Annotated in this window: 11 protein-coding genes; 9 read left to right on the top strand and 2 right to left on the bottom strand. The window is 42.9% G+C overall.

The features are described from left to right. The first annotated feature begins 109 nt into the window (after nucleotides 1-109). From D0466_RS05225 to D0466_RS05205, 5 genes are all read left to right on the top strand, one after another. Complete coding sequence (locus D0466_RS05225) at nucleotides 110-1,495, top strand: FAD-binding oxidoreductase (protein ID WP_117321477.1); 1,386 nt, start codon at nucleotides 110-112, stop codon at nucleotides 1,493-1,495. A gap of 219 nt (nucleotides 1,496-1,714) precedes the next feature. Further along, a complete protein-coding gene (locus tag D0466_RS05220; RefSeq protein ID WP_233522546.1) occupies nucleotides 1,715-3,082 on the top strand; it encodes a cytochrome P450 in 1,368 nt (455 codons plus the stop codon). 303 nt (nucleotides 3,083-3,385) lie between these two features. Beyond that, nucleotides 3,386-3,748 carry a hypothetical protein gene (locus D0466_RS05215; protein WP_233522545.1) on the top strand — a complete coding sequence of 121 codons (363 nt, stop codon included), beginning with the start codon at nucleotides 3,386-3,388 and terminating at the stop codon, nucleotides 3,746-3,748. A 116-nt stretch (nucleotides 3,749-3,864) separates the two neighbouring features. Beyond that, complete coding sequence (locus D0466_RS05210) at nucleotides 3,865-4,281, top strand: hypothetical protein (RefSeq protein ID WP_158555837.1); 417 nt, start codon at nucleotides 3,865-3,867, stop codon at nucleotides 4,279-4,281. A 1-nt stretch (nucleotide 4,282) separates the two neighbouring features. Further along, nucleotides 4,283-5,338 (top strand): alpha/beta fold hydrolase, encoded by a 1,056-nt coding sequence (locus D0466_RS05205; RefSeq protein ID WP_117321474.1) that lies wholly within the window; start codon nucleotides 4,283-4,285, stop codon nucleotides 5,336-5,338. A 301-nt stretch (nucleotides 5,339-5,639) separates the two neighbouring features. Here D0466_RS05205 and D0466_RS05200 read toward each other — a convergent pair whose 3' ends face one another. Next, on the bottom strand, nucleotides 5,640-7,661 hold the full coding sequence (locus D0466_RS05200; RefSeq protein ID WP_117321473.1) for a metallophosphoesterase family protein: 2,022 nt from the start codon (nucleotides 7,659-7,661) through the stop codon (nucleotides 5,640-5,642). A gap of 136 nt (nucleotides 7,662-7,797) precedes the next feature. Between D0466_RS05200 and D0466_RS22110 the strand changes: the two genes are divergently transcribed. From D0466_RS22110 to D0466_RS05185, 4 genes are all read left to right on the top strand, one after another. Beyond that, the gene (locus D0466_RS22110; protein WP_158555836.1) at nucleotides 7,798-7,971 is read left to right on the top strand and encodes a hypothetical protein; all 174 of its coding nucleotides are present in this window, start codon (nucleotides 7,798-7,800) and stop codon (nucleotides 7,969-7,971) included. A 101-nt stretch (nucleotides 7,972-8,072) separates the two neighbouring features. Next, nucleotides 8,073-8,645 carry a TetR/AcrR family transcriptional regulator gene (locus D0466_RS05195; protein WP_117321472.1) on the top strand — a complete coding sequence of 191 codons (573 nt, stop codon included), beginning with the start codon at nucleotides 8,073-8,075 and terminating at the stop codon, nucleotides 8,643-8,645. 92 nt (nucleotides 8,646-8,737) lie between these two features. Then, the gene (locus tag D0466_RS05190) at nucleotides 8,738-11,218 is read left to right on the top strand and encodes a YhgE/Pip domain-containing protein (RefSeq protein WP_117321471.1); all 2,481 of its coding nucleotides are present in this window, start codon (nucleotides 8,738-8,740) and stop codon (nucleotides 11,216-11,218) included. Nucleotides 11,219-11,425: 207 nt separating this feature from the next. Beyond that, the gene (locus D0466_RS05185; RefSeq protein WP_117321470.1) at nucleotides 11,426-11,782 is read left to right on the top strand and encodes an MmcQ/YjbR family DNA-binding protein; all 357 of its coding nucleotides are present in this window, start codon (nucleotides 11,426-11,428) and stop codon (nucleotides 11,780-11,782) included. Nucleotides 11,783-11,842: 60 nt separating this feature from the next. Here D0466_RS05185 and D0466_RS05180 read toward each other — a convergent pair whose 3' ends face one another. Further along, entirely contained in the window at nucleotides 11,843-12,835 is a 993-nt protein-coding gene (locus D0466_RS05180) for a MerR family transcriptional regulator (protein WP_117321469.1), read from the bottom strand. Between the last annotated feature and the right edge of the window lie 70 nt (nucleotides 12,836-12,905).

Below are 12,905 nucleotides of genomic sequence, written 5' to 3'. Positions count from 1 at the left end.
GAAAAAAATGGCCAGGATAATAATGTAATAGAAAATATGTCTGAAAATTATATATAATTAGATGGTTGGAATAATAGATTTGAAAATTTGGTGTATAGGGAGTGGAAGCATGCTTTATCAGGAGTTGTTAGAAATCATCAACGACCGGGAAAGGGTCAGCATAAATGAAACGGTTCTAGAGCAGCACAGTAAAGGATTGACTTACCATACAGGCAAACTCCCGGATGTGGTTGTATTTCCCACCACGGAAGAAGAAGTGGTTGAGGTTGTAAAATATGCTGCCGCCAACAAAATCCCGATTGTTCCATTCGGGGCAGGAAGCAGTCTGGAAGGGCACGTCATCCCCTTAAAGGGGGGAATCAGCCTTGATTTCACTTTAATGAACAAGGTCGTGTCCGTCCATCCGGAGGATTTTTTAGTGAAAGTACAGCCGGGAGTCACGAGAAAACAATTGAACCTGCATTTGAAAAAGCATGGGTTGTTTTTCCCTGTCGATCCAGGTGCCGATGCGACAATTGGCGGCATGGCGGCAACGAACGCGAGCGGAACAAGTGCAGTCGCATATGGCACGATGAAACGGAATGTACTTGGGCTAAGGGCTGTCCTTGCAAATGGGGATCTTGTTTCTACGGGGGGAGAGACGATTAAATCTTCAGCAGGATATAATCTTACCGAGCTTTTCGTAGGTTCTGAGGGGACCCTTGGCGTATTCACGGAAATTACTCTTAAACTATCAGGCATACCGGAGGAGACAATTGCGGCTAAGGCTTATTTTACAGATGTCGTTGCCGCCGGTTCAGCAGCCGAAATGGTCCTCCAATCAGGAGTGAGGATCGGTAAAATTGAACTCGTTGATCCGAAAACGATAGAGGCCGTCAACCATTACAAAGGGACATCCTATCAGGAGAGGCCGACACTATTCCTTGAATATAGCGGTAGCAAGGAAGAAGTGGATAACGGAATAACATTCATTGAACAGTTGATGGAGGAAGCAGGATGCCTGGAATTTGAATATGAGCGCGACTCATTAAAGAGGGCCCAGCTTTGGGATGCGCGCCATTCAGCAGCCATTGCCGTGGTAAGCATCCGGCCGAATCAACTCCTGGTTTCTACCGATGTTTGCGTGCCAATATCTGAACTTGCCAAAGCGATTAGCTATTCAAGGGAAGTCATTGAAAAATATAGAATCGATGCAGCCCTTGTGGGACATGTAGGGGACGGGAATTTCCATGCGCTGTTCGGGGTGAATCCAAATGACCTGGAGGAAATGGAACGGTTCCATAATATGAATAATGAGATTGTCGATTATGCCTTACAGCACAGAGGGACCTGCACGGGGGAACATGGGATTGGAATCGGCAAAATGAAGTTCCTGGAAAAGGAAAAGGCGAGCTCTCTACATATCATGAAAGCGATAAAAGCAACCCTTGACCCGGATAATATCCTGAATCCTGGAAAGGTGTTCATCAGAAATGAAGTAGAAGAATATCTATAATAAAACAATTCACTGCCAACAACTAGATTTGTGTATCCCTGTTAAAAAGACTGCTGCGGCAGTCTTTTTGTCTTGAAAAGAAAAAGGCAGTCGAGGTAAACGGGTCTTTCCCCTCCTTAAATAATTTTTTATTTTTTTAAATTATAGTACAAGCCAGTTTACTTATTTGTTCATAACATAACCGGAAACAATAAAAATATAAAGAAGGGGGATGGTCATTTGAGTGATATAAATACCCGAATCCAAATTCCTTCCGTCCCAAATGGAAGATTGATTACCGGACATTTAAAGGATTTTCAGGAAGATCCGCTCGGTTTTTTGAGAAAAGCTGCGAATTATGGACAAGTGGCAAAAATGCGTTTTGGGCCTTTTAAGCATGTGTACCTCATATCAGATCCTGAAATGATCAAGGAGGTGCTTGTGACAAAACAAAAATACTTTGTTAAATCCAAAGATTTCCATGCACTCAAACCTATACTCGGTGAAGGGCTCTTGACCAGTGAAAAAGATACCCATATGCGGCAGAGAAGGCTCATCCAGCCTGCATTTAAAAGATCTCATATCAACAACTATGGCCAGGATATGATTGAGGTTACAGCTGAGCATTTGTCCAATTGGAATGATGGGGAAGAGCGAAGCATTACACAGGATATGATGGATATCACACTGGCCATTATATCAAAAACGATGTTCGGCATGGACCTGAAGGAAGGATACAGTATCGTTGGCGAGCCTATAGAAACGGCAATGAGAATGGCAATAAAACGGATGAGAACAATCATAAATCTTCCATTATGGATTCCGACAAAAAGTAATCGTGAATTGAAAAAGGCAATAGATGAACTCAATGCAGCAGTTTACCGCTTTATAGAAAATAGAAGACAGGAAAGTGTTGTTCATGAGGACATGCTTGGAATTTTAATGGCAGCCCGCGATCAGGAGGATGGCATCGGGATGACCGATACGCAAGTGAGGGATGAACTTATGACGATCTTTCTGGCTGGGCACGAAACCACTGCCAATGCTCTGTCCTGGACTCTGTACTTGCTTTCACAGCACCCTGAAGCTGAAAAGAAACTCTTTGACGAGATTGATAGCGTGATTGGCAGCCGTAATCCGGTACCAGGGGACTTTATCAATTTACCATACACACAGAATGTTATCTGGGAATCCATGCGGATCTATCCCCCTGCGTTTGTAATAGGGCGGGAAGCAGATGAGGATGTCGTCATAGGAGGATATCATTTTAAAAAAGGCGACACAATTATGGTGTCTCAATATGTAATGCACCATAAGCAGGAATATTTTCCTGACCCGGAAGCCTTTCGTCCAGAACGCTTCGAAAATAACTTTGTAAAAACGATTCCCACATTCGCTTACTTTCCATTTGGAGGCGGGCCGAGGGTTTGTATCGGCAATCATTTTGCCCTTATGGAAGCAGTACTTGTCCTCGCCACGATCACGCGGCGTTTCAAAGTGAAACTTCCTCCTGACCACCATCCAGTAATCCCATATCCCTCAATCACTCTCAGGCCCAGAAGTGGACTAAGGATGATAGTGAAAGAAAGAAGAACAAAACTTAAGTAGCTAAAAAGTAGACAAACCAGTATAGAAATTACAGTGAAAAATAACACCTTTAAAGCAAACCGTAATAAATGCCAATTTCAGTTTACAGTGTTTAACTCGCACTTTAAGAAATGCTAGAAAAGGAGATGAATACAAATATACAAAAATAAAAAGGGGAACTTCCAATCCAACGAGAGTCTATATTTAACCAGCACAGAGATCAAATCCATTGAAGAATGGATATCCAAAATAAAAGAAAACCGCCTCCGTACCCCGACGCAAAAAATGAAATTGGCCCAAAGTGTGCTGTCGCTACCCTATGAAATGATCGGACATGGTTTCAACAGGATTGTCTATAACCTCGCGAATGGGTATGTGTTGAAAATTGCCCTATCAGATATAGGGTTGTTAAGCAATTATCGAGAATTCGAACTGTTTCACAACTCCGATTTAAATATCCGTCAGTATCTCTGTCCGGTATTGGAAGCAGGAGAAGGTTGGGTCGTCATGCAGAAGATCGACCGTAAGGTTCCCATGAGAATGAGAAACGTCCGGAGCCTGAGTGACTTGACAATGAAATTTTTGATGAACAGGATTGTTCCAGTCGATCTAAGACTGGGAAATGTGGCGTTTACGCATGACCACCAAATGGTTGTTATCGATTATGGTTTATTTATAAAGGTGTGATTCCGTTCATTTGCTTAGGTTAATACGACCATAACTGCAGAACAATTCCTTGTTTGGCTTTTGTATTGTGCATAGTTTCAAATTAAAAAATAGAAAGGATCATTTATATGGAAACAATGAAAAAACATGATGATTATTATGAATCTCTTAGAAAGATGGGGTTTAAGATGGAAAGAGAATGGAATAGAAAAATCAAGGATTTGCTGAATAAAAGAACCATCATCAAACAGGCAAGCATGGAATCACAAATTTCCGCCAAAATTTTTAAGCAGCTGCAAGACTCAATGGAAACTCTATCTGCCCTTGGTAACTTTCCAACCAAGAGGGATGTTGCAAATGTGGCAAAAATGCAGGTGCAGCTGGAGGAAAAAATCGACCAAATAGAGGAGATGCTATCTCAGCTCAGAGCCGGCCATATATCACAAGATTACAGTGATACCAACCCGGCTACTATTAAAAGGGATAGAAAAGCTGAAAAACGGGCAAGATTGCACAAAATACTCAACTCCTTGCGCCAAGGAATGGAATCATAACATGAAAAAACGGAAAAAGGACAATGAAGAAGGTTCATCCGTATCTAAACTCCAGTTGGCGTTTGAGGCTCTTAAAAACCCATTGCCAAAAATGGGGGTAACCAGAAGAGAACCGGTATGGAAGAAGAATAAAGCGATACTGTGGTATTATCCGCCAGAAGAAAAGAAATATGGAGTCCCGGTTTTTTTTGTCTATTCCCTTATCAATCAGCCTGTCATACTTGACCTTGGACCAGGGAGCAGCTTGATCGAGCATTTTGTGAACGAAGGTTTTGAAGTGTATTTATTGGATTTCGGCCCGCCTGGTTATGAAGACGGGGATATCAGCCTGGAAACCTATATTGTTAATTATATACAAACAGGAGTAAGGAGGGCATTGCGACATTCCGGCGCAAAAGAAATTACTATATTCGGGGTATGTCTTGGAGGTACACTTGCTGCAATGTACGCTTCCATGGCTGAAGAACCGATTAAAAATTTGATTCTTTCTACTCCGCCGATTGATTTCAGCCATTCTCCGGAAATGGACCAATGGGCCGAGGCTCTCCGCAAAGGTGATGCCAGTTTTGACGAGATACTCGATGTCATCCAAACCGTTCCCGGCTTCCTTGTAAATCGGGGACTAAGTTTACTTCTGTCCCCAATACATTTTTCCAGTTATCTTTCACTGCTAACCAAAGCGGATGACCGGGAGTATGTGGCAAAATGGCGCCGATTCAATAAGTGGACGAATGGCCATGTCCCTTTTGCTGGCGCTGCGGTGAAACAAATGCTGAATGATTTGGTTAGAGACAATAAATTTCTTAAAGGCCATCTTTTGATAAAAAATAAAAAAGCGTTATTAACAAATATTAAAGCAAATTTGCTTGTCGTAGCGGGAAAAGATGACGCTTTAATTCCTGAAACGATGGTCAAGCCAGTGATGGAGCTAGTTTCGAGCCAGGATAAAATGTACAGGCTTTTAAAGGGAGGCCATACCACAATAAACATTACCCCTCATTTTCCAGATTATCTTGCAGAATGGCTTCCTGAAAGATCGGCACCAATAGGAAACTAATACCTGGCATCTTTTTAATGTTTTCTCGAATTCCTTCTTCCTTATCTTTTATATGGTATCCGCAGTATTCACTATTTTCATGCTTAGAGAACAAATCATACAGCCTTCGATGTCACATAAAGCAGTTGTGGTGAAAATCTACCATTTAACTATTTATTATCACGCGTGATAGAAAAGCAGAGGAATTTGCCACTAATATCTTTCATACATGTTATATGAAAAAAGAGTCGGTTGCACTAATATGTACCCTATAGAGTAGACACTTTAAAAAAAGGTCTCTCTATAGGGTGCTTTTTTGTATCTATTTAGTAAACTTTCTGGAATCAATCGTCTTCCTATTGAATTTAACGATTGAGGCTTCCATTTTGTCAGGTGAAATCATAATAAACCCCAGGTTATTTTCCGTTTCCATGATGGATCCATCTTCGAGGGTGTGATAATCGATTAACTCTTTTGCAACGGTTTCATGGGAGAAATCGTGGTCTAGCTCGACATGATAGGTTTTGGTTTTATCCCGGATGAATCTTCTTGCCCCGTTTTTATTTAAGTTGATTTGTAATGCAGCCTTTACCAGCTCGCTGGTTATGCCTGTCAAGGTTATGTTTTTCAACGGGCTGCTTGTCAGTTGATAGAGCGTTTTTTTATCCCCGTCCAGATAGAGTGCAACTGATGTTGCCATGTAGGCATAATGGGCATCTCCCGATAAAATCAAGCAGTATGCGGGATCAATGTCGATGATCCATTTGTGGAAGCTCTCGTACCCTTTTCCGTTGTATTTCCAGGAATCCATATCAAACGTTGTCTGTACTGGAATTCGTGCGAGCATAAGCGGAAAGGCTGCCTTTTTCATCGCTGAGTCAAATAAGCCGATGCCATAGAAAGGAACAGATGATACAACAATCAAAGGGTCTCCTGCATTCCATCCACATTCCAACAGTGCATATTTAGCCTGAAGCCAGCCAAGTTCATTGATGAGCTGCGGCCCTTCAAGGTTCATTGTACGATCTTTTCCAGGAAAGGAGCGCTGTGTGCGTGTATCAAGAAAAACTGCCGGCGGATAGGTTGGCGCTGTATAAGTCCAGCGATCAAAGCTCCACATCGATGTTTCCCAGTTAAGCCTTGATTCCTTTTTTTCATTTTTAGAGCTTAAATGGGAAGAAATCATGTCAGTAAAAGTATCATCGAATGAATCCGGATGGTTCCCCCAACCCTGGAAAGCCCAGTAGGCTGTCAGCCCATTGGAGATTACGTGCCTCCCTAAAGGAGAATGCCAAACATCCTGGCGCCATTGGGAGGTAATGTTCCAATCATCGGTGATGTCATGGTCATCAAATATCATATAGGAAGGAATATTTGCCATCACTCTCCGGACATGCGGCAATGAGGCTGCAAACTTTCTTAATTCCTTAAGCTGTTTATCATAGGCCCGTTTTATGGTATGCGTATTCTTTCCGGAGGAGAGAACGGGATTCCTTTTCATCCATTCTTCAAAACTTGCCAGGAAGCCTTCTCTCTCAGCAAGCCTCCAAATATCTGGATTAAAAGCAAGCAAATACATGGATGCATACTCACCGAACCGAAGCAAATGGTTCGATGAATTTCTTGAAGAAAACTTGCATAGATCAGATGCAATTCGCTGCCTTCCATAAATACCATCAAGGGCTGTTTTGTAGGGGTCCCTGCCAAGACGCGGTTCGATCTTAACCAAATTCTCTTTCCGGCCTGTAAGGGTTTCTCCAAACTTCGTGATAAAAGGCATAACCGGTCCTGCTACATCATCCGCATAAATTTGGTCTCCCATAAGAAACAGAGCTTCCGGCCTTTCCTCCAAATTGAGGCAATGGTCCTGAAGCAGCAAATCGGCACCTGCAAGAGCATCATCACCCTTTCCATGAAGCTTGCGGCAAGAGCCATACAGCAGCCTGCAATCCTTTCTCTCGGTAATATAAAATGAGGGATATTTCAGGTGTCCATATACAAGGGAGTCCTTGGCACCCGGAGTCAATAAACCTAGGCTTCCCATATCAAAGGAGACCCGGGTTTTTGTGAAACGAAGATTATAGCCAAGCAGCCGGTCCAAAGGAAATGTACCGCTGCCAGGCGTTAATTTTATGAGATTGGCTATTAGCTTGTCACCGAGCGGAACTGATTTTACAAAAGTGTGTATATAAACAGGTTTGTAGCTGTACTCTCTGTTATCCGCATTTATCAGAAATAATTCAGCAGATATCTCAAACTCTTCACTGCAGGCAATCCAAATATTTACCTGGTCGGACTCTGTCCGGCGAAGGAAGGGGCCTGCCAAAACCACCGGCAATTTCATAATTCACCACCGCCCATTTTTCATTTTGGATAGGATATTCGGGATCATGGGCATTTGTGTCAGGGTAGACCCTGTGAAAAATTTAATAGGCATAAATCGTAAAATGGTGTTAAAACGATAATAGGAGAGGTGCGAAATGGAAACAAAAAAATGCCCGGAATGTGGCGGAAAGCTTGTGGAGGATGTAAAAGAAGATATAGAATTCCTGCAAGGTGGGAATATGATGATTGACGTGAATATGATTTTGACTTGCAACAGACGGTGTGGCTATTGGGAGGAGCTGGAGCAAAGCGAAATAACAGGTGAGTAATTAATAAACAAGCTATATATTATTGTTAATCAAAAAAGTGTATGATAGAATACAAAAGAATGAAAGTGACCAAATTTGATTTTTAGTCAGAGGTGTGGATTATGGCAGTTGACCGAAGAAGGTTAATCCTTGATGCTGCAACTAAATCCTTCTCGATGTTCGGATTCAAGGCAACAACAATGGACCGGGTGGCCAAGCTTGCGAATGTGGGGAAAGGTACTATTTATACCTTCTTTACGAATAAGGAAGAGTTGTTTGAAGAGATTGTGTCAACATTGGTTAAGGAAATGATCGCCCAGGCAGAAGCGACAATCAGGCCGGACAAGTCCTTTTCAGAAAACGTCCAACAGGTGCTGGCAAAGCTGCTCGAGTTCCGGACCACACATGTTTTGATGATCAAGCTGTTGCAGGAAGAAAAGGAAATCGGAACCCCTGCCGTTTTGGATATGCTGAACCACATAGAAGATGAAATCATCAGCTATCTAAAAAGCAAGATAGATGCGGCAACCCAAAAAGGGTATATTATCCAAAACGATTCGGAAATCACATCGTTTCTTTTGTTAAAGACCTATGTTTCACTTGTTTCTGACTGGGAACGAAATCACGAACCACTATCTTCGGAACAAATTGCTAACATTATCAAGTTCTACTTGATGAAAGGATTATCTAGTTGATGGTCCTTGTTTTTATCATAAAAATGACCGTTTGAGCAAAATAGTCAATTATTCATTCGATGAGCCGCATAAAAAGGGGGAATTTTTTCATTATGTTTAAATCTTTAAAAGGGGAGTTTTTGGGGATATTCAATAACAAAAAGCTGTTGGTCGCCATTTTTGGAATCCTTGTCATCCCTTTGTTATATAGTGCCGTTTACCTGTGGGCATTCTGGGATCCATACGCTCATGTGGAAAGGATGCCAGTTGCCGTAGTCAACCACGATGAAGGGGCGGAATATAAAGGGAAGAGGCTGGCCATTGGTGATGATTTGGTCGAAAGATTGAAGGATAAAGAAAGCTTTCATTATTCTTTCGTTAGTGAAAAAAATGCTGACCGGGGACTTCAAAATGAAATGTATTATCTTAAAATTGAAATCCCGAAGGACTTTTCCAAGAACGCTACAACATTGCAGGACGATAAGCCAAAGAGTTTGAACTTGATTTACACGCCAAATGAGGGAACAAACTACCTTTCTGCGAAAATAGGCGATGCTGCGGTCGAGAAAATGAAGGAGGAAGTTTCCGCAGCTGTAACCAAAACATATGCAGAATCGATGTTTACTACCATTAAGGATGTTTCTAAAGGCCTTGGGGAAGCAGGCAGCGGGGCTGGCGACCTTAATAAAGGCATTCATTCAGCGAAAAACGGGACCGGCGGCTTGCATGAAGGAATTGATTCCGCGAAAAAAGGAACGGGTGATTTAGATAATGGAATCAGAGCAGCGCGCGACGGTGCAGATCAAGTTAGCAAAGGAGCTGGAGACGCACATTCCGGCGCCAAGGAAATACAGAGTAACCTGAAGACGCTTGCCGAGAGATCAGTTACATTCTCAAACGGGTTGAACTCGGCATCGGCAGGTTCCAAGGATTTAGATGAAGGGTTGAAGCAATTCAGTACCGGGCTTGGCCAAATGAAGAATGGCCAAACAAACCTGCTTGAGGGAGCAAAGGAAACCCAGGCTGGTGCAGGCGAGCTTTCGGACGGGGTTGAAGAGTCTCTTAAAGGGTTTGCGGATATCCAGGGCAAGCTTCCTCAAATCACAGAAGGTGCCAATCTAATGGCAAAAGAGGCTAACGCGCTGGCAGGAAATTTAAATCAGTGGAGTGCGGGAGCAAATGAGACTAAATATGGAGCAGCTGAAGTAAGCGGAGGCTTAAAAGATGTGCTCCAACATTTAAGAGAACAAAGATCAATAACAAATGATGCGCAACAAAAAGCCCAAATCGACCAATTAATTGCAAGGCTTGAGCCTATATATCAAGGCAGCACAGGTGTAGCAGCGGGAGTTGGCCAACTATCCTCAAGTGCAAATGAAATTGCCGCTGCCGGTTCAAGCCAATTCAAGAATGGCGCGGCTAAATTGGAACAGGGGCAGATGGGTTTAAGCGACGGGATTGACGGATTGGCCGCCGGACAGCAAAAACTCGCCAAAGGTGCCAGTGAGCTAGAATCAGGGCAGGACGAGCTCATTCGGGGCTTATCCAGTTTCGGGGATAAAATCGGCGAAGCCCAAATGGATCTGAATCAATTGTCACAAGGAAGCAGTGCCTTAACTTCAGGCCTTGGCAGACTTGCAGAAAGATCCGGACAGATGGAAAATGGGACAGCCCGTCTTGCGGAAGGTTCAAAACAGCTTGCTGACGGTACTGGAAGGCTATCAGAGGGGTCAACGGAACTTGCCGGAGGAATGGGACAATTATCGGAAGGTTCGGCAAAGCTTGAAAAAGGCATGGATAAGCTGTCACATGGTTCAGCCAATCTCGAAAATGGAATGAGTAAGCTTGAAGATGGTTCTAAGGAACTAAGCGACAAGCTTAAAGATGGGGCAAAGGATGCTGAGGATGTAAAAGCCAATGACGACGTATATGACATGTTTGCCAAGCCTGTGGATTTGAAAGAAAACCGGGTTAATAAAGTACCAAACTACGGCACTGCATTTGCCCCTTACTTTCTGTCACTCAGTTTATATATAGGCGCATTGGTGCTGTCCATCATCTTTCCTTTGCGAAACCCGGCTGTTACGCCAAATAACGGTTTCAACTGGTTTGCAGGGAAATGGGGTGTCATGCTTACCGTAGGAGTATTCCAGGCTTTGCTTGCGGATTTTGCACTATTGCAATGGCTGGGACTTGAAGTGAAAAGTGTACCTTACTTAATCCTATTTAGTATATTGACGAGTTGGACGTATCTGGCCATCATTCAATTCCTGGTGACCGCTTTTGATAACCCGGGACGCTTCGTAGCCATTCTTGTCTTAATCATGCAGCTGACCAGCAGTGCGGGAACCTTCCCGATCGAATTGACGCCAAAACTATTCCAGGCTATCAGCCAGTATTTGCCGATGACTTATTCCGTAGCAGGATTCAGGAACATTATTTCAACAGGCAATTATGATTTCGTATGGCACAATATCGGTAGGCTCGGGATCTTCTTTGCAGTGTTCATTCTGCTCACTTTGGGGTACTTCTTGTTAACATATAAAAAGATGAAGCATGTTTTTGGCCGCAATTTGGAAAGGGCCAAATCATGATAAACTAGGAGGCTATCCGAAAAGGAAGCCTCCTAGTTCCATTTTTTTATTTCTGCCTGACTTTTACCATGATTCAAAAACAACTGTTTCAGGAAGGAACCTTATCTGTTAAAATTGTTGCGAATTTCCGTATATATGTAGGTGATGTAATATAGTTTAAAGGGTTACCAAATATTCGCCGGATTTTAAGTGAGTGGAGGAATATTCTTGCATTTACAGAGACTCGGGGAGTTTTGCCTACAGAAGAAATCGGCAATTGAAGATTTTACTTTTGGGGACGACATTCATGTTATGAAGATAGGAGGGAAGATGTTTGCATTAATATCCGAATCGGATAGCCGTGTCTCGATAACACTAAAGTGCCAGCCAGAAATAAGCGAACATTTACATGAACAAAATCCGGCTGTGAAAACGGGCTATCATATGAACAAGGTACATTGGAATACTTTGGAGATTGATGGCAGTATTCCGGAGGAAATGATAAATGAACTCGTAGACCGTCCGTATCGCCTGGTTCTGAAAGGTCTGAAAAAAGCTGAACGGGACAGGAGCCAAAATGCGTAAATACCAGATAAATAGAATTTGGACCTGCCCATCACAGGTGAAGGGCAGGTCTAACACCTTTTACCAGGAAAACACCTTCCACCACTTTTTCTCCTTTTTGGCGGCGGCCACTTCCCTAAAGCTTGACACCATATCCTGGAACGCTTCTTCCCTATCGCGGATGACCTGGGTCAATTCTTTTAAATTTTGGTTCATGGCATCGACAAATAGCTCCTGGTCTTCATGCAGTGATTTAGATACAGTCCGTATATCCGCCTGTGCGGCTTTTACATCCTGTGCCACTTTATTAGCCAGGATTTTATAGTCTTTTGATGTTGTCCGGGAAGAGTCGGTAAGACGTTTGGCAATTTTATCGTACGTATCTTCCGATGATTGCGCAATGTATTCAGACAGCGCTTCAATTGTTAAAGAAGTAGTTTCCGAAGCTTTCGCAATATCCTTTGAAAGGGTTCCGAACGTTTTGGAAGTATGTTCTGACGCCTTTGTGATGGTCTGCGCGATTTCCTCGGCCTCCGCCTCTCGTTTTTCATTGGATCTTTGAATCGATTTGGACAGGCTTTGAACCGTTTGCAGTGTCCCCTGTGAAATTTCTTTCTTTACATCTTCCATCATTTCCGTCTGGCTCGTTTGGATTACATTTTTTATTTCAGATAGCATATGCTGTTTATAGTTTTCCATGGCGGCATACAATTCATCAATATTTGGCGTTTGAACAGATGGAACGGCATTTTGCACAGGTACGATAGACTTATCCTCATCGCCCGGGGCTGAGGTTTTGGATGTTTCGGAAGGCGCCTGCGAACCCTCGTTTAAATGTTTGTCCAACAGCATTCGGATCATATCTTTACTAAGGTTATTGGCCCGCATTTCTTTTACTTTCTCCAGGAGGGTAATTTCCTTTTCCGTGTAGAATCTTGCCCCCTGCTTCGAACGCGGGATATAAAGAAGTCCCTGCAAGTCCTTCTCCCACTGCCTGATCGTCCCGGTAGGAATGCTGATTTTCTTGGAAACATCCTTAATTGAATATGCGCGCTGAATTTGATTATTAGTCATTTTGTCCGTCCTTTCTCCATGCCTTTATTTGGTAAAGATATTACATTCGTTTGAAATGTATATTCTTCAA

The organism is Peribacillus glennii (genome assembly GCF_003429105.1).
GTDB lineage: Bacteria > Bacillota > Bacilli > Bacillales > DSM-1321 > Peribacillus > Peribacillus glennii.
The sequence above is the reverse complement of the archived record's forward strand: the minus strand, read 5'-3'. Positions and strand labels throughout refer to the sequence as shown.

Coding starts and splice junctions, on each gene's coding strand:
- D0466_RS05215 (WP_233522545.1), top strand. CDS start 3,386: ATGATCGGACATGGTTTCAACAGGATTGTCTATAACCTCGCGAATGGG.
- D0466_RS05195 (WP_117321472.1), top strand. CDS start 8,073: ATGGCAGTTGACCGAAGAAGGTTAATCCTTGATGCTGCAACTAAATCC.
- D0466_RS05200 (WP_117321473.1), bottom strand. CDS start 7,661: ATGAAATTGCCGGTGGTTTTGGCAGGCCCCTTCCTTCGCCGGACAGAG.
- D0466_RS05210 (WP_158555837.1), top strand. CDS start 3,865: ATGAAAAAACATGATGATTATTATGAATCTCTTAGAAAGATGGGGTTT.
- D0466_RS22110 (WP_158555836.1), top strand. CDS start 7,798: ATGGAAACAAAAAAATGCCCGGAATGTGGCGGAAAGCTTGTGGAGGAT.
- D0466_RS05205 (WP_117321474.1), top strand. CDS start 4,283: ATGAAAAAACGGAAAAAGGACAATGAAGAAGGTTCATCCGTATCTAAA.
- D0466_RS05225 (WP_117321477.1), top strand. CDS start 110: ATGCTTTATCAGGAGTTGTTAGAAATCATCAACGACCGGGAAAGGGTC.
- D0466_RS05180 (WP_117321469.1), bottom strand. CDS start 12,835: ATGACTAATAATCAAATTCAGCGCGCATATTCAATTAAGGATGTTTCC.
- D0466_RS05190 (WP_117321471.1), top strand. CDS start 8,738: ATGTTTAAATCTTTAAAAGGGGAGTTTTTGGGGATATTCAATAACAAA.